This is a genomic window from Pantoea sp. ANP04, from assembly GCF_041982285.1.
In the GTDB taxonomy this organism is placed as follows: Bacteria; Pseudomonadota; Gammaproteobacteria; order Enterobacterales; family Enterobacteriaceae; genus Pantoea; species Pantoea eucalypti.
On record NZ_JAUTYS010000004.1, the window covers coordinates 301,762 to 324,893 of the forward strand.

The 23,132-nt window shown below is 55.9% G+C and carries 17 protein-coding genes; 12 read left to right on the plus strand and 5 right to left on the minus strand.

Translation table 11 applies throughout. The features are described from left to right. The first annotated feature begins 124 nt into the window (after positions 1 to 124). The 7 genes from sapA (at position 125) to Q7C21_RS08280 (ending at position 7,650) form a co-directional block, all read left to right on the plus strand. On the plus strand, positions 125 to 1,750 hold the full coding sequence (sapA, locus tag Q7C21_RS08250; RefSeq protein WP_140033370.1) for an ABC transporter substrate-binding protein SapA: 1,626 nt from the start codon (positions 125 to 127) through the stop codon (positions 1,748 to 1,750). After that, the gene (sapB, locus tag Q7C21_RS08255) at positions 1,747 to 2,712 is read left to right on the plus strand and encodes a putrescine export ABC transporter permease SapB (protein ID WP_003853807.1); all 966 of its coding nucleotides are present in this window, start codon (positions 1,747 to 1,749) and stop codon (positions 2,710 to 2,712) included. The genes sapA and sapB overlap by 4 nt, the downstream gene beginning before the upstream one ends. Next, on the plus strand, positions 2,699 to 3,589 hold the full coding sequence (sapC, locus tag Q7C21_RS08260; RefSeq protein WP_039660156.1) for a putrescine export ABC transporter permease SapC: 891 nt from the start codon (positions 2,699 to 2,701) through the stop codon (positions 3,587 to 3,589). The genes sapB and sapC overlap by 14 nt, the downstream gene beginning before the upstream one ends. Then, positions 3,590 to 4,585 carry a putrescine export ABC transporter ATP-binding protein SapD gene (gene sapD, locus Q7C21_RS08265; protein ID WP_003853811.1) on the plus strand — a complete coding sequence of 332 codons (996 nt, stop codon included), beginning with the start codon at positions 3,590 to 3,592 and terminating at the stop codon, positions 4,583 to 4,585. It abuts the gene before it with no gap. A 1-nt stretch (position 4,586) separates the two neighbouring features. After that, positions 4,587 to 5,390 carry a putrescine export ABC transporter ATP-binding protein SapF gene (gene sapF, locus Q7C21_RS08270; protein ID WP_003853814.1) on the plus strand — a complete coding sequence of 268 codons (804 nt, stop codon included), beginning with the start codon at positions 4,587 to 4,589 and terminating at the stop codon, positions 5,388 to 5,390. A gap of 141 nt (positions 5,391 to 5,531) precedes the next feature. Beyond that, entirely contained in the window at positions 5,532 to 6,320 is a 789-nt protein-coding gene (gene fabI / locus Q7C21_RS08275; protein ID WP_003853816.1) for an enoyl-ACP reductase FabI, read from the plus strand. Positions 6,321 to 6,537: 217 nt separating this feature from the next. Next, positions 6,538 to 7,650: an oxidoreductase gene (locus Q7C21_RS08280; RefSeq protein WP_039660152.1), complete on the plus strand. Its 1,113-nt coding sequence runs from the start codon at positions 6,538 to 6,540 to the stop codon at positions 7,648 to 7,650. A gap of 5 nt (positions 7,651 to 7,655) precedes the next feature. Here Q7C21_RS08280 and Q7C21_RS08285 read toward each other — a convergent pair whose 3' ends face one another. The 4 genes from Q7C21_RS08285 to Q7C21_RS08300 all read right to left on the minus strand — a co-directional run bounded on the left by Q7C21_RS08285 (position 7,656) and on the right by Q7C21_RS08300 (position 12,922). Beyond that, positions 7,656 to 8,552, minus strand: a complete 897-nt coding sequence (locus Q7C21_RS08285; RefSeq protein ID WP_033743061.1) for a LysR family transcriptional regulator — start codon at positions 8,550 to 8,552, stop codon at positions 7,656 to 7,658. Positions 8,553 to 8,739: 187 nt separating this feature from the next. Continuing rightward, complete coding sequence (locus tag Q7C21_RS08290) at positions 8,740 to 9,468, minus strand: YoaK family protein (protein WP_039660150.1); 729 nt, start codon at positions 9,466 to 9,468, stop codon at positions 8,740 to 8,742. A 138-nt stretch (positions 9,469 to 9,606) separates the two neighbouring features. Further along, the gene (locus Q7C21_RS08295) at positions 9,607 to 11,151 is read right to left on the minus strand and encodes a methyl-accepting chemotaxis protein (protein WP_003853826.1); all 1,545 of its coding nucleotides are present in this window, start codon (positions 11,149 to 11,151) and stop codon (positions 9,607 to 9,609) included. A gap of 184 nt (positions 11,152 to 11,335) precedes the next feature. Continuing rightward, positions 11,336 to 12,922 (minus strand): PTS transporter subunit EIIC, encoded by a 1,587-nt coding sequence (locus tag Q7C21_RS08300; RefSeq protein WP_140033364.1) that lies wholly within the window; start codon positions 12,920 to 12,922, stop codon positions 11,336 to 11,338. 260 nt (positions 12,923 to 13,182) lie between these two features. Here Q7C21_RS08300 and Q7C21_RS08305 point away from each other — a divergent pair, with 260 nt between their 5' ends. The 5 genes from Q7C21_RS08305 (at position 13,183) to pdeR (ending at position 22,232) form a co-directional block, all read left to right on the plus strand. Next, on the plus strand, positions 13,183 to 15,486 hold the full coding sequence (locus Q7C21_RS08305; protein WP_039660145.1) for an FdhF/YdeP family oxidoreductase: 2,304 nt from the start codon (positions 13,183 to 13,185) through the stop codon (positions 15,484 to 15,486). A gap of 112 nt (positions 15,487 to 15,598) precedes the next feature. After that, the gene (locus tag Q7C21_RS08310; protein WP_375150605.1) at positions 15,599 to 17,533 is read left to right on the plus strand and encodes an exoribonuclease II; all 1,935 of its coding nucleotides are present in this window, start codon (positions 15,599 to 15,601) and stop codon (positions 17,531 to 17,533) included. 201 nt (positions 17,534 to 17,734) lie between these two features. Next, complete coding sequence (locus Q7C21_RS08315) at positions 17,735 to 19,804, plus strand: carbon starvation CstA family protein (protein ID WP_008925270.1); 2,070 nt, start codon at positions 17,735 to 17,737, stop codon at positions 19,802 to 19,804. After that, complete coding sequence (locus Q7C21_RS08320; RefSeq protein ID WP_375150606.1) at positions 19,797 to 20,087, plus strand: YbdD/YjiX family protein; 291 nt, start codon at positions 19,797 to 19,799, stop codon at positions 20,085 to 20,087. Before Q7C21_RS08315 ends, Q7C21_RS08320 begins: the two co-directional genes overlap by 8 nt. 159 nt (positions 20,088 to 20,246) lie before the next feature. Then, on the plus strand, positions 20,247 to 22,232 hold the full coding sequence (gene pdeR, locus Q7C21_RS08325) for a cyclic di-GMP phosphodiesterase (protein WP_105099139.1): 1,986 nt from the start codon (positions 20,247 to 20,249) through the stop codon (positions 22,230 to 22,232). A 12-nt stretch (positions 22,233 to 22,244) separates the two neighbouring features. On the opposite strand, the gene Q7C21_RS08330 is transcribed toward pdeR, so the two are convergent. Then, entirely contained in the window at positions 22,245 to 23,111 is an 867-nt protein-coding gene (locus Q7C21_RS08330; RefSeq protein ID WP_003853843.1) for a crotonase/enoyl-CoA hydratase family protein, read from the minus strand. Between the last annotated feature and the right edge of the window lie 21 nt (positions 23,112 to 23,132).

Sequence of the window (23,132 nt, forward strand, 5' to 3'; positions counted from 1 at the left end):
CACACCTTCTGTGCGCTCTTTTTCCTGATGCAGGATGAAAAACAGCCTGGTAGCCGCTGCAGGTTTTGGGACAATGCCCGCTTTGAGATACACTCTGCCTAATGCCTCAAAATCGTTGAGTTCTATGTCAAAACTACTATGTTCGCTGTTGCTCAGCCTCAGCGTGTTGAGTGCCCCTGCGTGGTCAGCGCCTGCGGGTGATATCCGCCAGACCGGCTTTGTCTATTGCGTCAGCGGCACGCTGAATACCTTTAACCCGCAGATGGCCAGCAGCGGGCTGACTGTCGATACCCTGGCGGCACAACTTTATGACCGCCTGCTGGATGTTGATCCCTACACCTATCGTCTCAAACCCGATCTTGCGTCCAGCTGGGAAGTGCGCGACAACGGCGCAACGTATCGCTTTCATCTGCGGAGCGGCGTGCAGTTTCAGCAGACCAATCAGTTCCACCCTACCCGGCCGCTGAACGCAGACGACGTTGTTTTCAGCTTCGAACGGATGTTTGACCGTAATCACCCCTGGCATAACGTCAACGGCGGTAATTATCCCTATTTTGATAGCCTGCAATTTTCCGACTCAGTGCAGAGCGTGAAGAAAATCGACAGCAGGACGGTTGAGTTCAGACTCAACAGCCCTGATGCGTCGTTCCTGTGGCACATGGCGACCCACTATGCGCCGGTGCTGTCGAAGGAGTATGCCGACCAGCTGACGGCGCAGGGACACCAGGAAGAGATGGACAGGCAACCCGTTGGCACCGGCCCTTATCAGCTCAGCGAATATCGCACCGGCCAGTACATCCGTCTGGCGCGCAATCCTCATTACTGGAAGGGTGTTCCGCGTCTGCAACAGGCGGTAATCGATCTGGGGTCTGGCGGTACCGGGCGGCTCTCCAAACTGTTAACCGGCGAATGCGATGTACTGGCCTATCCAGCGGCCAGCCAGCTCAGCATTCTGCGCGATGATCCGCGCCTGCGGATGACCCTGCGTCCTGGCATGAATATCGCCTATCTGGCTTTTAATACCCGCAAGCCGCCGCTCGACCGTCCTGAAGTGCGTCACGCGCTGGCGCTGGCAATCAACAATGAGCGGCTGATGGAGTCGATTTATTACGGCACCGCCGAAACGGCTGCCTCCATATTACCGCGCGCTTCCTGGGCCTATGACAATGATGCGCGTATTACCAGCTATGATCCGGATAAATCCCGGGCCGCGCTGGCGGCATTGGGCATCAGCGATTTGCATCTGCGACTGGTGGTGCCAGTGGCATCGCAGTCCTGGAATCCCAGCCCGCTTAAAACCGCCGAATTGTTACAGGCAGATCTGGCACAGGTTGGTGTGCGGCTGACGATTGTACCGGTAGAAGGCCGTTTCCAGGAGGCGCAGCTGATGGCGATGAATCATGATCTGACGCTGTCAGGCTGGGCCACTGACAGTAACGATCCTGACAGCTTCTTCCGTCCTCTGCTCAGCTGTGCGGCGATTCGCTCACAGACCAATTACGCGCACTGGTGCTCGCCGGCCTTTGACGAAACACTGCAGAACGCCCTGTTATCACAACAACTTTCGGGCCGCATCGACAGCTATGACAAAGCGCAACAGATTCTGGCACAGGAGTTACCGGTACTGCCGCTGGCATCCTCTTTGCGGCTCCAGGCGTTTCGTCATGATATCAAGGGGCTGGTGCTGAGTCCGTTTGGCAACGCCTCGTTTGCCGGGGTTTATCGTGAAGCTGATGAGGGGAGTAAATGATTATCTATATTTTGCGGCGCCTGCTACTGCTGCTCATTACCCTGTTTCTGCTGTCGCTGGTCAGCTTCAGCCTGAGCTATTTTACCCCTAATGCGCCACTGGAAGGCGCTGCACTCTCGGACGCCTGGTGGTTCTGGTTTAAAGGGATGCTGCAGTTTGATTTCGGCGTCTCCAGCACTAACGGTCAGGAGATTGGTTTACAGCTGCGCGAGGTGTTCCCGGCCACCATGGAGCTCTGTATCCTGGCGTTTCTGTTTGCGCTGCTGGTGGGCATTCCGCTGGGAATCTGTGCCGGTGTGATGCGCAACAAATGGCAGGATAAAACCATCAGTGCGCTGGCGCTGATTGGCTTTTCTGCGCCGATCTTCTGGCTGGCGCTGATTCTGACGCTCTTTTTCTCGCTGACGCTGGGCTGGCTGCCAGTGTCAGGTCGCCACGATCTGCTTTATCCGGTTCAGAACGTCTCTGGTTTTGCGCTGATTGACGCCTGGCTGAGTCGTTCGCCGTGGCGACATGAGATGATTATCAGTGTCCTCTCGCACCTTATTTTGCCGGTGCTGGTGCTGGCGATGGCACCGACAACAGAGGTGATACGTCTGCTGCGCAACAGCACCAGCGACGTGATGGACAAAAATTATGTCAAAGCGGCCGCCACGCGCGGTCTTTCACGCTTTACCGTCATCCGCCGCCACGTGCTGCATAACGCGCTGCCGCCGGTGATACCACGTCTTGGCTTGCAATTTTCCACCATGCTGACGCTGGCGATGATTACGGAGATGGTCTTTAACTGGCCTGGTCTGGGACGCTGGCTGATTAACGCGATTCGCCAGCAGGATTATGCGGCGATCTCAGCCGGTGTCATGGTTATTGGCGGACTGGTGATCCTGGTGAATGTAATTTCTGACGTCATTGGCGCGGCCATGAATCCGCTGAAACATAAGGAATGGTATGCCGTCCGATAATATCTACGCCGAAAAACGCCTGCCCAGCGCATTTCGTCAAAGCTGGCATCATTTCTACGGCAACCCGATTTCAATGGTCGGACTGTATGGCTTTGGCGCACTATTATTGCTCTGCCTGTTTGGCGGTCTGATAGCACCCTACGGTATTGACCAGCAGTTCCTGGGCTATCAGCTGCTGCCGCCCTCCTGGTCACGCTATGGCGATGTCTCGTTCTTTCTCGGGACTGACGATCTGGGTCGCGACGTACTGAGCCGCCTGCTGAGTGGCGCAGGCCCCACAGTGGGTTCTGCGATTCTTGTGACGCTCTCCGCCACCCTCGGGGCGCTGGTGTTGGGCGTGCTGGCGGGCATGACGCACGGTATCCGCTCGGCCGTCATGAACCATGTCCTGGACACCCTGCTCTCGATTCCGTCGCTGTTGCTGGCGATTATCGTGGTGGCGTTTCTCGGGCCACGACTCGAACATGCGCTGCTGGCCGTCTGGCTGGCATTGATGCCACGTCTGGTCCGCGAAATATACAGCGCCGTGCATGATGAGCTGGAAAAGGAGTATGTGGTGGCTGCTCGCCTTGATGGCGCTCGCGGTCGCAACATTCTGCGCTATGCCATATTGCCCAATATTCTGCCGCTGCTGATTACCGAAATAACCCGCGCGCTGTCGATGGCCATTCTGGACATTGCCGCACTTGGCTTTCTCGACCTTGGCGCGCAGTTGCCTTCGCCAGAATGGGGCGCGATGCTCGGCGATTCACTGGAGCTGATCTACGTCGCACCCTGGACCGTTATGCTGCCCGGCGTGGCGCTGATGGTGAGCGTATTAATTGTTAACCTGCTCGGTGACGGCATCCGTCGCGCCGTCGAAGCGGGAGTGGAATAAATGCCGTTACTCGATATCCGTAATCTCACCATTGAATTTATGACCGCTGACGGGCCGGTCAAAGCCGTTGACCGCGTTAATCTGACGCTGGGCGAAGGCGAAGTCCGGGGACTGGTCGGAGAATCCGGCTCCGGCAAGAGTCTGGTCGCCAAAGCTATCTGCGGCGTCACCAACGATAACTGGCGTGTTACCGCTGACCGCATGGTGTTTGATGATGTGGACCTGCTGCGCTTATCGCCGCGCGAGCGTCGTCGCATTATCGGACACAACGTCTCAATGATTTTTCAGGAGCCGCAATCCTGTCTGGATCCCTCAGAGAGCATTGGTCGCCAGCTGATGCAGGTGATCCCGCGCTGGACGTACAAAGGGCCATGGCTGAAACGCTTCTGGTTCTGGCGCAAAACCCGCGCTATCGAACTGCTGCATCGCGTCGGCATTAAAGATCACAAAGATATTATGCGCAGCTTCCCTTATGAGCTGACTGAAGGTGAGTGCCAGAAAGTGATGATCGCCATTGCGCTGGCTAACCAGCCGCGCCTGCTGATTGCGGATGAACCAACAAATGCCATGGAACCGACCACCCAGGCGCAGATTTTCCGCCTGCTGAGCCGTCTCAACCAGAATAACAACACCACTATTCTGCTGATCAGCCATGACCTGCGCACAATGAGTCAGTGGGCAGATCGAATCAACGTGATGTACTGCGGTCAGACGGTGGAAACCGCCCAGAGCGAAGATTTGATGAGTACGCCGCATCACCCTTATACCCAGGCGCTGATTCGGGCCATGCCCGATTTTGGGCGCGCCCTGCCGCACAAAAGTCGTCTTAATACCCTGTCAGGCGCGATTCCGTCGCTGGAGAGTTTACCGATTGGCTGTCGTCTGGGGCCTCGCTGTCCCTATGCCCAGCGTAAATGTATCGAAACGCCACGGCTCACCGGCAGCAAAACCCATCTCTACGCCTGTCATTTCCCGCTGAATATGGAGGGCCAGTAACATGGAGACCCTGCTGGAAGTGCGCAACCTGAGTAAAACCTTTCGCTATCGTACGGGCTTGTTTCGCCGTCAGCACGTTGAAGCAGTGAAATCGGTAAGCTTTACCCTGCGTGAGAAACAGACGCTGGCGATTATCGGCGAAAACGGTTCGGGTAAATCCACCCTGGCGAAGATGCTCAGCGGCATGGTCGCCCCCACTGAAGGTGAGATTCTGATTGACGATCATCCGCTGACCTTCGGCGATTATGGCTATCGCAGTCAGCGCATACGCATGATTTTTCAGGATCCCTCAACCTCACTGAATCCGCGACAGCGCATCAGTCAGATCCTGGAGTTTCCATTGCGGCTCAATACCGAGCTGAATGCGGAGGAGCGCGAGAAACGCATTATTGCTACGCTTCGCCAGGTTGGCTTACTGCGCGATCATGCCGGGTACTATCCTCACATGCTGGCCCCCGGTCAGAAACAGCGTCTGGGCCTGGCGCGTGCGTTGATCCTCCAGCCTAAAGTCATTGTGGCCGACGAAGCGCTGGCCTCGCTGGATATGACTATGCGATCTCAGCTGGTGAATCTGATGCTGGAACTGCAGGAGAAGCACGGGATCGCCTACATTTATGTCACGCAGCATCTGGGCATGATGAAGCACATCAGCGATAAAGTGCTGGTGATGCATCAGGGCGAAGTGGTCGAGCGCGGCGGCACGGCGGACGTGCTGGCCTCCCCGCTGCATGATCTGACACGACGGCTGATCAGCAGCCACTTTGGCGAAGCACTGAGTGCCGAAGCCTGGCGGCGTGAGCGCTGATTTTTGCTGCATATCGCGGAAATTGCGGGGCGATTTACCTGATTTATGAGAGACGTGCTAGAATCCGCACGTCGATTAACGTCGGTCGCTTACTTTTTAATCATGCGGCCGCCAACTACAATGACCATAAGGATTACAGCTATGGGTTTTCTTTCCGGTAAGCGCATTCTGATTACTGGCGTTGCCAGTAAACTTTCCATCGCCTACGGTATTGCACAGGCGATGCACAAACAGGGCGCAGAACTGGCTTTCACCTACCAGAACGACAAGTTAAAAGGTCGTGTGGAAGAGTTTGCCAAAGAGTTGGGTTCAGACATCGTGCTGCCATGTGACGTAGCTGAAGATGAGAGCATCAAATCTCTGTTCACTGAACTGGCAAAAACCTGGCCAAAATTTGACGGTTTCGTTCACTCTATCGGTTTCGCGCCTGGCGACCAGCTGGTAGGCGACTACGTGAACGCCGTGACTCGTGAAGGCTTTAAAATCGCGCATGATATCAGTGCTTACAGCTTCGTCGCGATGGCCAAAGAGTGCCGCGAGATGCTGAATCCACAGTCTGCGCTGCTGACCCTCTCATACCTGGGTGCTGAGCGCGCAATCCCGAACTACAACGTGATGGGTCTGGCGAAAGCGTCGCTGGAAGCTAACGTGCGTTATATGGCGAACGCCATGGGGCCGGAAGGCGTGCGTGTTAACGCCGTTTCTGCGGGTCCAATCCGCACCCTGGCAGCTTCAGGCATCAAAGATTTCCGTAAGATGCTGGCGCATTGCGAAGCGGTCACCCCGATTCGCCGTACTGTCACCATTGAAGATGTCGGCAACTCAGCAGCATTCCTCTGCTCTGATCTGGCTGGCGGCATCACCGGTGAAGTGGTACACGTTGATGGCGGCTTTAGCATCGCTGCAATGAACGAGCTGGAACTGAAATAAGTTCTGCAAGGGCGAGCCTGGCTCGCCCTTCTCTTTATCCCCGCCTCGCTCTTCCTGCCTGATTTCACTCCCGTTATACCGTAACGCTATTAATTATCACCGATCATTCTTTTGCCCCGGCCTGCCCATCAGCGACGATAAGCCTGACCTTCGGTTTATGCACATTTTCAGATTTTGCCGCCTGCATGCCGAACCCGATTTTGCAAAAGGATTGATCATGGAACAACGCCGCTATCCGGGCCATAACCACTGGTTTTATGAAAGCCAGACCAGTCCACGTATTGCTCAGGCCGCACCGCTGGTGCCAGAGGCTGCCCACATTGATGACCGTTTTCTGCTGGGATGCTACGCCGATAACACCGTAGTGCAGTCACTGCTGAGCACGCATCAGCCGGCCCTGCTGGCCGCGCGCGATCTGGCACAACTGCTTTTTCCTGATCGCGTTAACAACTCACTCACCCATACACTAACGCTCTACGATCGCCTCAGCACTGCGCTAACCGTCGCGCAGGTCGCGGGCGTGCAGCGGTTGTGTAATCACTACTCTGCCCGATTAAATCCATTGCCCGGGCCCGACTCCTCACGCGAGAGTAATAATCGCCTGACCCAGATCACACAGTATGCCCGCCAGCTGGCGATGCAGCCTGAGCTCATCAACGCGAGCGCGATCACCGCCCTCGATGCGGTCGGCCTGACTGAACCCGATATTGTCACGCTGAATCAGGTGATCGGGTTTGTCAGTTACCAGGCACGCGTGGTTGCCGGATTGCAGGCGCTGCAGGGTCAGCCGGTACGCTGGCTGCCGGGCAGCTCCCTGCCCCCTGATGCTGATTCCACCGGTTTTGACCAGCCTGCCCGCTGGCAGCCCGTGCTGAAACCGCTGGAGTTGCGCTATGCCAGTGCTGAGCAGCTCGCTGCCGTTACCCGCTGTCAGTCTCTGCCCGGCATGCAGGAGGCGGTATGGCTGCTGGCCCATGATCCCTCGGCGCTCTATGGCTGGGCGCAGCTGTGTCAGCATCTTTCTCAGGAGGATACGCTGGCCGAGGCAACCGCTGCGCGTATTCTGGGCAGTCGCTGGGCGTTCCGGCTGCTGGACGGGAACGACATCCTGATTGAGGGTGTGGAGGAGACGGCGTCAAAAGGTGAAGAACAGCTGATTATTGCGCTGTCGGTCCAGCTGACCCGGTCACCTGAGCGATTCAGCGCCGCCCACCTGCAACCGCTGATGGAGGCAGGCTGGGAGGCTGAAGCGTTGTTCGCGCTAATACAGCGTGTTGCGCTAGGCAACTGGAACAGCCGCCTGTTTTACGCGCTGGGCGAGGCGAAGTAACTGCGTTATACCGGCAGCAGACCACGCGCTTCGTCGAAAAAGTGCTGTGCCAGCGGTGTGGCACGGCCAGGTTCGGCTATCACCAGTGCCGCCTGACGTGCCATCGGCGGCAGCGTAATGGCGCGCTGCTGCAGTCCCTGCAGTGAAGCGGGCAGCAGGTGACCAACCGGTGACACCAGCAACCCCAGCCCGACCTGCGCACACTGCATCAGTTGCATAATAGAGGCACTCTCAACGATCACTCGCGGCACCAGTGCCGCCTCGCGAAACGCCATATCAATGTAGCGGCGGAAATAGCGCGTGGGCTCCGCCAGACAAAGTGGCTGTTGAGCCAGTTCATCCAGCGTCAGCGGGGTTCCCCCCACCAGCTCGGGGAAATGGTCGGGATGGAATACAGCTTCAGCGCCCCGGTCTGCCAGCATCTCGGTCTGAAAATGGAGTTCCCGTAGCGTCGCCATCTCAAAAAAACCGATACCGACATCCACGGTGTGGCTATTGAGCGCTTCCAGCAGCTGATCAGCACTCAGCACCGCAATGCGGTAATCAAGCTGAGGATAACGCGCCTGCACCGCTTTCAGCAGCAACGGCAGCGCCATGCTGCACTGCGGCACCACGCCAACCCGCAGCGTGCCGTTTACCCCATGTTTCAGTGATTCAACTTCCAGCTTCAGCCCCTGATACACCGACACGATTTCCCGCGCCCAGGCCAGCACGCGATCGCCCTCTGGCGTAAATCCGGCAAAGTTATTGCTGCGGTTAATCAGCGGCAGGCCCAGCTCGCGCTCCAGGTTTTTCAGGCGCATTGAGAGGGTTGGCTGTGTAACAAAACTGGCTTCCGCGGCCCGCCCGAAATGGCGTTCACGCTCCAGATTACATAGGTAGATCAGTTGTTTAATGTCGATGTTATTTATCCATCTGCAGGTTAAAGCGTGTTTTCGTCACTGTCTCGCTGTCAGAGTCAACCCGAGTTAAGAGTGAGATGTTACCCTGCTTAACCATGGCGGTTTTAACCGCACGGTTCATTGGCGCAAGGGGAACGATGAATCAGCAACCGATGTGCCCTGAAAAAGCGGCAGAGCGTATGCCCCTCTACATCTTCACGACCGCTGTTTTCGCGGGTTTAGTGAATATGGCATTCAGCGCCAGACAGATTAAGCCGAACCCCACCGGTAGCAAAAAATCGTAGCCTAGCACCCGGTAAAGCCCGATTCCGGCTATTCCTCCTGCGAGGAAAGCCAGCAATGTCAGCGTGTGTAGTCGCAGCCGGTCCAGATAAAGCGGCGCATCTTTCGGCGAGGTTTTACGCCGCAGCACCTCAAACAGCATCGCCATTTCAATGCCGATGTCGGTCGCTGTGCCAGAAATATGGGTTGTACGAACACGTGCATTAGAGATCCGCGTAACAACCGCATTTTGCAACCCCATCAGGAAGCTCAGGCTCATGATTAACACCACGCCAGGTGACAGCGGCGGAAAGTGATTCTCGATCACGCCCAGCGCAATCAGCGCGGTGCCCTCCAGCAGGATGACAAACGCATAGATAGTGCGGATGTTTCTGCGGTGCCCGGCATTAATGACGAGGGTCGAAAACAGGGAACCGACAATAAATAACAGGACGATCGACAGAAAAAACAGGCCGGGCCCCAGATTCGCTTTTGCCAGATGATCGGACAACAGCGAGACATTCCCTGTCATGTTGGCTGAAAAAAAACCGACGATCTCAAAGGCTGCGGTATTCAGCGCGCCTGCAGCAGCGGCAAGCGTGCAGGCGAGTCGGGTATCGGCGCTATTGCTGCGGCCATGGGTGCTGGTTAGCATGACGACCCTGTGTTCAATGGAAAGCCTTATAATCCGCCGAATCTCTGCCCGCGACAAGGCGCTGCGTCAAACTCGCGCCTCTCTGCCATGCTTTGCTTAGCACGCTGCGCTGCATACACTCAGCGCAGAGTGGGCTGATTAATGCGTTGCCAGCCGGAAGGTGGAGACCGACTGCGTCAGGTACTGCACCTGCTCTTCCAGCGAGGCAGAGGCCGCCGCAGACTCCTGCACCAGCGCCGAGTTCTGCTGAGTAACGCTATCCATCTCGGTGACGGCCTGCTCAATCTGACCGATGCCGCGACTCTGTTCATCAGAGGCCGTGGAGATATGCTCCATCAGCAGATTGACGCGGCTGACCGAGGAGATAATCGCGCTCATGGCATCACCGGTCCGGCTGACCTGATCAGAACCGGCATGAATGATCGAAACCGATTCTGCTATCAGCCCTTCAATCTCTTTGGCAGCGGTGGCGCTGCGCTGGGCAAGATTACGCACTTCCCCTGCCACTACCGCAAAGCCACGTCCCTGCTCACCTGCACGGGCGGCTTCAACGGCTGCGTTCAGCGCCAGAATATTGGTCTGGAAAGCGATGCTGTCGATAACGGTCGTGATCTCTTCAATCTTCTTCGAGCTGGCATTAATCAACGCCATTGATGTCACCACTTCCTGCGAGACTTTTTCACCGCTCTCCGCATTCTTCACCGCTTCACTGGTCAGACGGCAGGCTTCAAAGACGTTTTCGGTATTCTGTTTCACCGTGGCGCCCAGTTGCTCCATGCTGGCCGCCGTTTCAGTCAGTGCGGCGGCCTGCTGTTCGGTACGCGAGGCAAGATCGATGTTACCCGCTGCAATCTCCTGCGAGGCGGTGGAAACGGAGCGGGTTGAATCACGCACCTGCAGAATAATGGTGGTCAGCGCACTGCGCATCTGCTCCAGTGAGCCCATCAGCAGCTGAATTTCGCTGCGTGAACCTGACCTGGCCGGTACCGTGGTATCCAGCACACCCGCCGCAATCAGTTTGCAGTGTTCCTGCGCGTCATTAAGCGGTGAAAGTACGTAGCGCTTCATGAAGATGTAAATGGCAATAATAATGGCAAAAAACAGGACGCCAAACAGCCCAAGCAGCGTAATGCCGGCGGTGAAGTGACTCTGGGCATCGCTGTTCAGCTTTTTAGCATACGTTTCATGCTGGGCCAGCACCCGATCCAGAATGATTTCGTACTGGCGATCAAGGCGAACCACGTTAGGGATCTGACTTTTAAAGCGCACCTGATCATGCGCCTCAGCGGCATCAATTAAGGGTTGTAGTCCCTGCTGACGATAGGCCAGATAAGCCTGACTATAGGCGTCAGCTTCGGCTTCTTCGCCTGGCAGACGCGGCGCATTCATGTAGGCCTGAAATGCGGCATCCGCTTTACCGGCTACGGTCCGCACACTGTCCAGCGTGGCGGGATTGTTTGCGTCGCTGCCCTCAATCTCCTTCATATATTCCATCAGACGGACACGCAGCGTTCGGCTGTGGTTGATCGGGTCAATCACTGAGAGCACCACACGGATCTCTTTGTTAACCGCATTCAGGGAGTGATTGCTCTGAATCAGGAGCCAGGTACTGATTGCCACGCTGGTCAGAAACAAGGCCAGCAGGAAGGAAAATATCATCAGGGAAGATTTTTTTAACGACATTGCGGTGTTCCAGTAATGAGGGGATTAATCGCTATATCGGCAGAAAGAGGTGCCCCATTAGGGTAAGGATTTTTTTAGTTACAATAGGCGGGTTGGCAGTGGTCAGTATCTCCACCAGGAATGGTGCAAACCGCCCGCTGCACCGGGCGGTTAACGTGATGCTCACGCCTGAAATGGGCTGGGGTTATGCAACACCCAACGCCATTTTCACCTCATTTGCGATCTTCTCAACCTGCGGGCCATAGATCACCTGAATATCGTGCTCGCTGACACGATTAACACCGTTCGCACCGGTGCTCATCAGCGTCTGATCAACCACCTGATTCATCTCTTTAACCCGAACCCGCAGACGGGTAAAGCAGCAATCGACATCCTCAATGTTGGCCTGCCCACCCAGTCCGCTAATAATCACCTGCGTGCGTTCATCCGCGGTCACCTGTTGCGGTTTTTCATCCTCCGACTCCCGGCCCGGTGTTTCCACATTCATTCGGGTAATCACCAGCCGGAAAGCGTAGTAGTAGATCGGCGCATAGATTACGCCCAGCGCCAGCGTCCACCACCAGTGGGTTTTCGCCCCGCCCAGCATGCCGAACACCACCAGGTCGATGACGCCGCCCTGCACGTTGCCGATCATCAGATGCAGCATCGACATCAGCATAAACGACAGGCCGGTCAGGAAAGCATGCAGCAGGTAGAGCACTGGCGAGACAAAGATAAAGCAGAACTCCAGCGGTTCCGTGATGCCGGTGGTGAATGAGGTCAGTGCGCCCGCCATCACCAGCGCTTTGACCCGCTGTTTATGTTCAGGCCGCGCGGTGTGATAGATCGCCAGTGCCGCCGCGGGCAGGCCAAACATCATGACCGGAATCTTGCCCTGCGCCAGAAACTGCGTGGCGGTGCGCAACGTCTCATCGGGGATCGACCCCGGATGGGTCAGCGAGGCGTTGAAGATGTTCAGCGCGCCGACAACCGTCTGGCCATCGACCACGGCCATGCCGCCAATGGGTGTAAAGCGCACGGTTTCATTGAGAATATGATGCAGGCCGGTGGGGATCAGGATGCGCTCAAAAGCCCCCAACAGAAAAGCACCATACTGGCCGCTTTTACCAATCATCTGTCCAATCCAGGCGATGCCATTGCCAATGGTCGGCCAGATCAGCGCCAGTAACACGCCAATCAGCGGCAGACAGACCACGGTAATGATCGGCACAAAACGCCGTCCGCCAAAAAAGCTGATTGCCGTGGGCAGTTGCTGCGTGTAAAAACGATTGTGCAGCGCCACCGTGATCAGTCCGGCAATGACCCCACCCAGCACGCTCATGTTGTAAGTGAAGACACCCAGCATGTTGATGTACTCCGCCGAGGTCATCATGGCGGTGGTCTGATCCATTCCCGCCTGCTGCAGGGCTGCCGGAGTGGTCGTCGCCGCCGTAATCCCTTTCGCCGCCAGCGTGGCGCTGATGCCGACGTTCATCACGATGTAGCCGATCACTGCGGCAAAGGCGGCCGTGGGTTTTTCTGCTTTAGCCAGGCCGATGGCACTCGCTACCGCAAAGAAGACGGGCAGATTAGCAAAGAGCGCGCCCGCCACTTTGCGAATAAAGCCAATGATTATCTGGGGAATCTGCATCTGCGCAAAGGCATCGCCGGTTACCGCCGGATTCTGCATCGCCGCCGCCAGTCCGAGAAAAATACCGGCGGCCGCGATGACTGAGATGGGCATCATCAATGCTTTGCCAAACGCATGGATCTGGCTGGTCAGCTGTTTCATGGCGTCACGCTCTCTCTGATTGTGAACAGCAAGTATTAGCCTGTTGTCAGCAGAACTCCCGTTATCGGCCGGTTTAAGGCGGGTAAAATCTGAGCACCATCACATTTAAGGCCTGTTCACGATAAACGCCAGCTATCGCACCATTATGTCAATCAATTAGACAAGGTATAACGATAGCTGCAGACTTCCTTTCACCATCAGGCTATAACCTGATAACAAACACCAAACAATAATGCCTACTATAAAAGCCTGCACTCACTATGAAATTTAAACGCCAAATCAAACCCTATCGCGCGGCTGCGGGCGGCTGGGGTTCTCTGGAAGCCACCACGCGTTTCGTGCTTGACAGCAAAGCGGCCCTGAAAAATATGCGCAACCTGATGCGCATGAATAAAGCACGCGGTTTTGACTGTCCGGGCTGCGCCTGGGGTGATGACAACAAAAGTACCTTCAGCTTCTGCGAAAACGGGGCCAAAGCGGTCACCTGGGAAGCGACGCGCCGCATGGTCGACACCGACTTTTTTGCTAAACACAGCGTAACCACGCTCTATACCCAGAGTGATTACTTCCTGGAGTATCAGGGGCGTCTGACTCATCCGCTGCGCTATAACGCGGAAACTGACCACTATGAGCCGATCAGCTGGGAAGATGCGTTTGCGCTGATCGCGCAGCACATCAAGGCGATGGATCATCCGAATCAGATGGAGCTTTACACCTCCGGTCGCGCCAGCAACGAAGCCTCCTGGCTCTATCAGCTGTTTGGTCGCCTGATGGGAACCAATAACTTCCCTGACTGCTCGAATATGTGCCACGAAGCCAGCGGCACCGGTCTGAAGCGCAGTATTGGCGTCGGTAAAGGCACGATTCGTCTGGATGATTTCGATCACGCCGATGCGATTTTCGTCTTCGGTCAGAATCCCGGCACCAACCATCCGCGTATGCTGCACAGCCTGCGTCATGCTGCCGATCATGGTGCGAAGATCGTCACCTTTAATACCCTGCGCGAGCGCGGCCTGGAGCGTTTTGCCGATCCGCAGAAGCCGCTGGAAGTCGTCACTTCAAAAGCGGGTAACATCAGCTCGTCTTATTATCAGCCCAATCTGGGTGGTGATATGGCGGCGGTGCGCGGCATGGTGAAATCCCTGCTGGAGACCCATCGCGCGCGTCTGGCAGCCGGTGAAAGTGGCCTGTTTGACCAGACCTTTATCAATGCTAAAACCAATGGCATTGAGGCCTATCTGGATGCGGTGGATAACACCAGCTGGATGCAGATTGTGGCGCAGTCTGGCCTGACGCAGGCGCAGATCCGTGAAGCGGCGGCGATTTACCAGAGCGCTGACCGGGTGATTTGTACCTGGGCAATGGGCATCACCCAGCACAAACACTCGGTAGACACGGTTCGCGAAATCACCAACCTGCAGTTGCTGTTTGGTCAACTGGGCAAAAAAGGCGCAGGCCTCTGCCCGGTTCGCGGTCACAGCAACGTGCAGGGTAACCGCACCATGGGGATTGATGAGAAACCGGCTAAAGCGTTCCTGGACGCGCTGGGTAATCATTTCAATTTCGAGCCACCACGTGCCGCGGGCCATAACACCGTTGAAGCGCTGAACGCGATGCTGCGTGATGAAGTCAAAGTGCTGATCGCGCTGGGTGGCAACCTGGCTGCGGCTGCGCCGGATTCACCGCGCACCGAAGAAGCGATGTCACGCTGTGGTCTGACTGTGCATATCAGTACCAAACTGAATCGCAGCCATCTGGTGCCGGGTCATGAAGGGCTGATTCTGCCGACGCTGGGCCGCACCGAACGCGATCTGCAGGCGACCGGCAATCAGTTTATTACCGTGGAAGACTCCTTTAGCATGGTGCACGCCTCTGAAGGGATTGGTATTCCGCTGGCGGAAACACAGCGTTCTGAGACCTGGATTGTTGCCGGTATCGCGCAGGCGGTGCTGGGTGATGAGAAAGTGAAATGGCGCGAGCTGGCCGGTGATTACAACCTGATTCGTGAGCATATCGCGGCAACGATTCCGGGCTTTGCCGACTTCAATGCGAAATGTGATATCCCCGGCGGTTTCTACCTGGGTAATGCCGCTGCCGAGTTGCGCTTCAATACGCCGAGCCAGAAAGCAGAGTTCAATGCCGCGGCGCTGCCGACCTCGCTGTTCCCGAATCTGGATCAAGAGGTCCCTTTCACTCTTCAGACGCTGCGTTCACATGACCAGTACAACACAACGATTTACGGCCTTGATGACCGTTACCGTGGCGTGTTTGGTCAGCGCGAAGTGGTGTTCATCAACCCGGATGATATGACAGACCTTGGTTTCACCGAAGGTCAGAATGTCGATATCGAGACACTCTGGAATGATGGCATTACCCGTCGCGTCAGCGGCTTCAAACTGGTTCCCTATAATATTCCGCGCGGTAATCTGGCGGCTTATTACCCGGAAACCAACCCGCTGGTGCCGCTGAACAGCTTTGGTGATGGCAGTGGCACACCGACCTCTAAGTCGGTGCCGGTGAAGCTGGAACTGTCAGCGGCACTGCCTGAACAGCGCATTGCCTGACCTCCCTTTCACTCCTCTCTGAAAAGCCGGTTCGTCCGGCTTTTTGCCTTGCCGCGCGCCGCCGAATCGCGTAAAACTGTCAGCCGCAATCAGGCCACGAAACGTAAAAATTATGTTCCAGGATAACCCGCTGCTCGCGCAGCTGAAACAGAAGCTCCATTCGCAAACGCCTCGAGCTGAAGGCGTCGTTAAAGGCACCGAAAAAGGCTTCGGCTTTCTGGAAGTCGATGCGCAGAAAAGTTACTTCATTCCGCCCCCGCAGATGAAGAAAGTGATGCATGGCGACCGTATTACCGCTGTGATCCATAGCGAGAAAGATCGCGAAAGCGCTGAGCCGGAAACGCTGGTTGAGCCGTTCCTGACCCGCTTTGTTGGTCGGGTGCAGAAGAAAGACGATCGCCTGTCGATTGTGCCGGACCATCCCCTGCTGAAAGATGCGATTCAGTGTCGCCCCGCACGCGATGTCAGCCATGAGTTTGAGAATGGCGACTGGGCAGTAGCAGAAATGCGTCGCCATCCGTTAAAAGGCGATCGCGGCTTCTATGCCGAACTTACCGATTTTATTGTCAAAGCTGATGATCATCTTGCTCCGTGGTGGGTGACGCTGTCGCGTCACAACCTTGAGCGTGAAGCACCTGATGTCAGCTTTGGCGAGATGATGGATGAAAACCTGACGCGTGAAGATCTGACCGCGCTGGATTTCGTCACCATCGACAGCGCCAGCACCCAGGATATGGATGATGCGCTCTATGCAGAAGCACAGGACGACGGCACCCTGCGTCTGACTATCGCTATCGCCGATCCGACCGCCTATGTGGCAGAGGGCAGTCAGCTTGATAAGCTGGCGGCACAGCGTGCGTTTACCAACTACCTGCCGGGCTTTAATATCCCGATGCTGCCGCGCGAACTCTCTGATGATGTCTGCTCGCTGCGTCCGAATGTGCGTCGTCCGGCGCTGGCCTGCCGCGTCACGGTAGCTGCCGATGGCACCCTGGGTGATGACGTCGAGTTCTTTGCTGCCTGGATCGAGTCTAAAGCCAAGCTGGCTTATGACGATGTCTCTGACTGGCTGGAAAACAGCGGCACATGGCAGCCAGAAAGCGAGGCAATTGCTGAACAGATTCGCTTGTTGCACCGCCTTTGCCTGGCGCGCAGCGAGTGGCGTCAGACCCACGCGCTGGTGTTTAAGGACCGTCCGGATTACCGCTTCCTGCTCGGTGATAAAGGCGAAGTGCTGGAAATTGTGGCTGAACCTCGCCGCATCGCTAACCGTATTGTTGAAGAGTCCATGATTCTGGCCAACGTCTGCGCGGCAAAAGTGCTGCGTGATCGTCTGGGCTTTGGTATTTACAACGTGCATGCCGGTTTCGATGCCACCAATGCTGAACAGGCTGCCGCGGTACTGGCCAATCACGGTATTACCGTGGATGCGCAGGCGATCACCACACTGGAAGGTTTCCGTGTGCTGCGTCGTGAGCTGGACGCCCTGCCGACCCAGTTCCTTGATAGCCGTATCCGTCGTTTCCAGACTTTCGCTGAGATCAGCACCGAGCCCGGCCCGCACTTCGGTCTGGGTCTGGAGGCTTACGCCACCTGGACCTCACCGATTCGTAAGTTCGGCGACATGATCAACCATCGTCTGCTTAAAGCAATTATTCGCGGTGAGTCGATCGCACGTCCGGATGATGCGGTGACGGTAACGATGAGTGAACGCCGTCGCCTGAACCGGATGGCGGAACGTGACGTTGGTGACTGGCTCTACGCCCGTTATCTGGCACCCTTTGCGGCTACCGATCGTCGTTTCAGCGCCGAGATTATCGACGTGTCGCGTGGCGGCATGCGTGTTCGCCTGGTCGAGTTTGGTGCGGTTGCCTTTATCCCGGCACCGTTCATTCACGCGGTGCGTGATGAGCTGGTCTTAAGTCAGGAGAATGGCAGCGTACAGATCAAAGGTGACGTGGTTTACCGTGTGACCGACGTGATTGATGTCACCATCGCCGAAGTCCGCATGGAAACTCGCAGCGTCGTGGCCCGGCCCGCCGTCTGAATGTCGCGTATTTAAGCGCTGACACAAGCGGGATAACGCTGGTTATCCCGCCCTTTCCCGCCCCGTTCTGATTGCAAAAAAGTTAAATTTGTACCCCGCTTCACACTTCTCCACTGATTAACTTTCACTTACATTCCATTACATTAAGTTTAACTCGTTGTTTTCGATCGCTTTCCTCTCGGTCCTCACAAGGAGTTAGTCATGAAGAACGTCAAAACCAGTGTGATCTGGTTAGTGGTGGCGTTAATCGGCGCGGGCGCTTTCGCCATGCTGGCCCTCAGCCGCGGCGAACACGTCAATGCAGTCTGGCTGGTGATCGCCGCTGTCGCCTGTTACAGCATCGCTTACCGCTTCTACAGCCTGTTTATCGCCCGCAATATTTTTGAACTGGACGACCGCCGGATGACGCCTGCCGAGCGGCTGAGCGACGGGCTTGATTATGTTCCCACCAATAAATGGGTGCTGTTTGGCCACCATTTCGCGGCCATTGCGGGCGCCGGTCCTCTGGTCGGTCCGATTCTGGCCGCGCAGATGGGGTTTCTGCCGGGCACTATCTGGATTCTGGTCGGGGTGATGCTGGCAGGCGCGGTTCAGGATTTCCTGATCCTGTTTATCTCGACCCGCCGTGATGGCCGTTCGCTGGGTGAAATGGCGCGGCAGGAGCTGGGCGCATTCGCCGGTGTCGTGACGATGCTCGGCGCGCTGGGCGTGATGATCATCATCCTGTCGGCGCTGGCGCTGGTCGTCGTGAAGGCACTGGCGAACAGCCCGTGGGGGTTGTTCACTATCGCGGCCACCATTCCGATTGCGCTGTTTATGGGCGTCTACATGCGCTTTATCCGCCCCGGTAAAATCGCCGAAGTGTCATTGATTGGCTTTGTGCTGATGATGGCGGCGATTATTTATGGCGGCGACGTGGCACAACATCCGTACTGGGGCCCCTTCTTTACCCTGAAAGGCACCTCGCTGACCTGGGTTCTCGTCATCTATGGCTTTATTGCTTCTGTGCTGCCGGTCTGGCTACTGCTGGCACCGCGCGACTACCTCTCCACTTTTCTTAAAATTGGCGTGATTGTCGGCCTGGCGGTGGGCATTGTCTTTGCCATGCCAGAGATGAAAATGCCAGCAGTGACCAAATTTATCGACGGTACCGGTCCGGTATTCTCCGGCGCGATGTTCCCGTTCCTGTTCATTACCATTGCCTGCGGAGCAATCTCAGGCTTCCATGCGCTGGTCTCCAGCGGCACTACACCAAAACTGGTGGAGAGGGAGAGTCATATCCGCTTTATTGGCTATGGCGCGATGCTGATGGAGTCTTTTGTGGCGATCATGGCGCTGATTTGTGCCTCGGTGCTGGATCCCGGCGTCTATTTTGCCATGAACTCCCCTGCCGCGCTGATTGGTACCACCGTTGAGAGCGCCTCTCAGGTCATTAATGGCTGGGGCTTTGTGGTCACGCCAGAAATGCTGAGTGGCATCGCCCGCGATGTCGGTGAAGGTTCCATTCTCTCTCGCGCAGGCGGCGCACCTACCTTCGCAGTGGGAATGGCCCATATTATTACCGAGATCTTCAACAGTCGGGCGATGATGGCATTCTGGTATCACTTCGCCATTCTGTTTGAAGCGCTATTTATCCTGACCGCGGTCGATGCCGGTACCCGCGCCTGCCGCTTTATGGTGCAGGATCTGGTGGGAACAGTGGTGCCTTCTATGGCGAACAACCGTTCCTGGCTGGGTAATATGGCGGGCACGACAGTCGCCGTTGCAGGCTGGGGTTTCTTTGTTTATCAGGGCGTGGTCGACCCGCTGGGCGGCATTAATACCCTGTGGCCACTTTTTGGTATCGGCAATCAGATGCTGGCCTCGATGGCGCTGATTCTCGGTACTGTGGTGCTCTTCAAAATGAAAAAACAGCGTTACGCCTGGGTGACGATTCTGCCGACCGTCTGGTTGTTTATCACCTCAATGACCGCGGGCTGGCAGAAAATCTTCCATGAGAAACCTTCTATCGGTTTCCTGGCGCAGGCGAATAAATTTCGCAAAGGGCTGGATGAAGGCGTGATCATCGCGCCAGCAAAAAGCGTGGCGGATATGCAGACCATCGTGTTCAGCAATCAGATTAACGCCGCGCTTTGTGCTTTCTTTATGCTGGTGGCGGTCACCATGCTGATCTCGGCATTCTTTGTCATTCGTCGTGCACTGAACAGCTCGGTGCCGACCACCCGCGAGACGCCGGTAGCAATGCGCAACAAGGAGGTGCGCCATGTCTGATGCTATTCATCAGGTCCACCGTCCACACTGTGACTGGCAGATTCTGCACTGTAATGTGATTGCTGCTTCTCCGCCGCAGAGGTTTAGCTGGCGGGGATTCTGGCGCGGCCTGCAACAATGTTTTCGCTTAATGGTCGGGGTGCAGGATTATCAAAAATATCTGCAGCATATGCGACGGCATCATCCCGGGCAGGCGCCGATGAGTGAGCGCGATTTTCACCGTTATTGCCTGGATGCGCGCTTCCCCAGCCAGGCCGGTAAACTGGGCAAATGTCCCTGCTGAACGCACTGAACAGCCCCGCACCGTCGGGGCTTTTTTGTGCCATTCTTATCTGGATGGGAAAATATATTTGGTTTGCACCTTGTGCTTGCCTCAGATGATGAATACTGTTGCTAAAATAATGAGATAACGCCTGCAGAGCACTTCCCGGAGGAAGTTTCCATGACCGATGAACAAGGGCAAACGTTGTTGTACACCCTTTTTGGTACAACCAGCCCTCATTGGCGTCTGACCGCGGACAGCGATGCATTGCATTTTGCCGAAGATGAGTCGTCACAAACTAATATCGCCCTGCCGCTGACACCCGGCCAGGCTGCAATGATCCGCGCAATGCCCGTCATTACTTCAAGTATCAATCTGACCATGTCCCTGCAAGGCATTGATGTGCCAATGCATTTTGTCGGACGTAAAGTGAACCAGGCCTCCTGGGCCGGAACCGCTTCTGCCTGGGGAGATACGTCTGCGGTCGCCCGTGACCTGACCCTGGGCCTTTCATTCGCCGAACAGGTGGTTTCTGAAGCTAATTCAGTGATTGTTATCCTCGATCAGCGGGGCAATATTCAGCGTTTTAACCGCCTGAGTGAAGAATATACCGGTCTGAATGAACATGAAGTTATAGGCCGAAATGTCTTTCAGTTGTTTATGACCCGGCAGGAAGCCTCACAGTCGCGGCGCAACATTGCAGGCTTCTTCCGTGACGGTAACTCGTACGAGGTGGAGCGCTGGGTTAAAACCAAAAAGGGCCAGCGACTGTTTCTGTTTCGTAATAAGTTTGTTCACAGCGGCAGCGGCAAAAATGAAATTTTCCTCATCTGTTCTGGTACAGACATTACCGAGGAGCGACGTGCCCAGGAACGCCTCCGGGTGCTGGCAAACACCGATACGGTCACCGGTTTACCTAATCGCAACGCCATTCATCAGCAGATTAGCCTGGCGCTGGAGCGCGCCGGGCATGATGAGACCGGTGTCGTCTATCTCGATCTCGATAATTTCAAAAAAGTGAACGACGCCTACGGTCATATGTTCGGCGATCAATTACTGCAGGCGGTCTCTCTCGCGATTCTTAGCTGTCTGGGTAAGGACCAGACGCTTGGCCGTCTGGGTGGCGATGAGTTTGTGGTGCTGGCTGAACACACCAGCCAGGCTGCGCTGGAGGCGATGTCCTCCCGCATTCTTGAGCGCCTGCGACAGCCTTTCCGTATCGGACTGATTGAAGTTTACAGTGGCTGTTCCATCGGTATCGCTTTCGCACCGCTGCATGGCGAAGATAGAGAGAGCCTGATTCGTAACGCGGACACCGCGATGTATCACGCTAAAGAGAATGGTCGCGGCAAGTTCTGTGTCTTTGCCGCCGAGATGAACCAGCGGGTCTTTGAGTATCTGTGGCTGGACACCAACCTGCGCAAGGCGCTTGAACTCGATCATCTGCTGGTACATTACCAGCCTAAGATTGATAGCGATGGACAGGTTCGCAGCGCCGAGGCATTAGTACGCTGGAACTCACCAGAGCGTGGTATGGTTTCGCCCGCAGATTTTATTCCCTATGCCGAAGAGTCAGGGCTGATTGTGCCGCTGGGACGCTGGGTAATGCTCAACGTGCTTCAGCAGATTATCGTCTGGCGTCAGCAGGGTATTTTCCTGCGCGTCGCTGTCAATGTGTCTGCCCGTCAGCTGCTCGACCAAAGTATCTACACCGATCTGAAACAGGCACTGCATGAGGCGAATATCACTGATTGTCCGATTGATATTGAGCTCACAGAAAGTTGTCTGATTGAGAATGAAACTGAAGCGCTGAAGCTGATGAAACAGTTTCAGGAGCTGGGCGCACAGGTTCATCTGGATGATTTTGGCACCGGTTACTCTTCGCTTTCTCAGCTCGCACGTGTGCCGATCAATGCGATTAAGCTCGATCAAAGCTTTATCCGCGACATCAATAAACAGCCGGTATCACAATCGCTGGTGCGTGCAATCGTCGCCGTCGCTAAGGCGCTTGATTTGCAGGTGATTGCAGAAGGTATTGAGACGCCGGATGAAGAGAAGTTCGTGCTTAAAAGTGGTGTTGATGGGCGTCAGGGTTACTATTACGCAAAACCAATGCCCGCGGAACAATTTGGGCATTGGCTGGCTAAGCATCCTGCCCGCGTTTAATGCTGGTCCGGATTAACCCGCTTTACGCAGTGATGCGCTGTGGCGGTTTTGTAACTGTACCAGGCGTTCCATGTAAGCAATATCTTTAGGTTCGATAGTAAACGCGTAATCGACCCAATCTTCTGTGATATCCATGAGCTCAGCGCGTGACAATTGCAGCACGCGCTGGCGCGCTTTCAGCATCGCCCGCACGCCATTGAGTTTAGGCCGTAACGTGTCGATAAAGGTGCGAGTGGCACGATAGCTGTCGCCTGGCTGGAAGACCTTATCGACCAGTCCACGCGTCTCATACCACTCAGCGCTGTGAGACTCCCCTTCACAAATCAGCTCTTCGGCCAGTTTCATGCCGGAACGACGTGCCACCAGTGAGTAGCCGCCCATACCAGGGAACAGGTTAAAAGCAATTTCCGGGAAGCCCATCCGTGCATTGTTTTGCGCCAGAATGAAGTGATGCGCCAGCGCCGCTTCGAATCCGCCGCCTAACGCACTGCCCTCGATCATCGCCAGCGTCACCGCGCCTGTATCAAAACCGCGTGCTGCAGAATGGATGCAGTCCACGCAGGCACGCGCATAAGCCCGGAGCGCCTCGCGGCGGTTGTTGCGAATGCACTCAACAAAGAAGCGCAGATCGCCACCGGCGTTGAACATTTGCGGTACCAGTGACCCGGTGACCCAGAAATCGATTGGCAGGCCGGAACGCTGAGCGGCGTAGCTCAGGTTCATGATCTCCTCAATCAGTTCATGGTTGAAACTCGGACGGGGCTGTGCACGCAACATCATCCACATGGTACGACGCCCTTCTTCGTAATAGGCGACTAACTGCGTGGTATTGCCGACTTCGGTAAATAATCTGCACGTTGCTTGGTTAATAACTGTCATTGTCTCATCCTCTGTTTATAT

What these genes read in the sequence shown, in the direction of transcription:
- Q7C21_RS08290 (WP_039660150.1), bottom strand. Translation starts at nt 9,468, where the DNA reads ATGCTAACCAGCACCCATGGCCGCAGCAATAGCGCCGATACCCGACTC.
- pdeR (WP_105099139.1), top strand. Translation starts at nt 20,247, where the DNA reads ATGACCGATGAACAAGGGCAAACGTTGTTGTACACCCTTTTTGGTACA.
- sapF (WP_003853814.1), top strand. Translation starts at nt 4,587, where the DNA reads ATGGAGACCCTGCTGGAAGTGCGCAACCTGAGTAAAACCTTTCGCTAT.
- Q7C21_RS08305 (WP_039660145.1), top strand. Translation starts at nt 13,183, where the DNA reads ATGAAATTTAAACGCCAAATCAAACCCTATCGCGCGGCTGCGGGCGGC.
- sapC (WP_039660156.1), top strand. Translation starts at nt 2,699, where the DNA reads ATGCCGTCCGATAATATCTACGCCGAAAAACGCCTGCCCAGCGCATTT.
- Q7C21_RS08280 (WP_039660152.1), top strand. Translation starts at nt 6,538, where the DNA reads ATGGAACAACGCCGCTATCCGGGCCATAACCACTGGTTTTATGAAAGC.
- Q7C21_RS08310 (WP_375150605.1), top strand. Translation starts at nt 15,599, where the DNA reads ATGTTCCAGGATAACCCGCTGCTCGCGCAGCTGAAACAGAAGCTCCAT.
- Q7C21_RS08315 (WP_008925270.1), top strand. Translation starts at nt 17,735, where the DNA reads ATGAAGAACGTCAAAACCAGTGTGATCTGGTTAGTGGTGGCGTTAATC.
- Q7C21_RS08300 (WP_140033364.1), bottom strand. Translation starts at nt 12,922, where the DNA reads ATGAAACAGCTGACCAGCCAGATCCATGCGTTTGGCAAAGCATTGATG.
- sapD (WP_003853811.1), top strand. Translation starts at nt 3,590, where the DNA reads ATGCCGTTACTCGATATCCGTAATCTCACCATTGAATTTATGACCGCT.
- sapB (WP_003853807.1), top strand. Translation starts at nt 1,747, where the DNA reads ATGATTATCTATATTTTGCGGCGCCTGCTACTGCTGCTCATTACCCTG.
- Q7C21_RS08320 (WP_375150606.1), top strand. Translation starts at nt 19,797, where the DNA reads ATGTCTGATGCTATTCATCAGGTCCACCGTCCACACTGTGACTGGCAG.
- Q7C21_RS08330 (WP_003853843.1), bottom strand. Translation starts at nt 23,111, where the DNA reads ATGACAGTTATTAACCAAGCAACGTGCAGATTATTTACCGAAGTCGGC.
- Q7C21_RS08295 (WP_003853826.1), bottom strand. Translation starts at nt 11,151, where the DNA reads ATGTCGTTAAAAAAATCTTCCCTGATGATATTTTCCTTCCTGCTGGCC.
- sapA (WP_140033370.1), top strand. Translation starts at nt 125, where the DNA reads ATGTCAAAACTACTATGTTCGCTGTTGCTCAGCCTCAGCGTGTTGAGT.
- fabI (WP_003853816.1), top strand. Translation starts at nt 5,532, where the DNA reads ATGGGTTTTCTTTCCGGTAAGCGCATTCTGATTACTGGCGTTGCCAGT.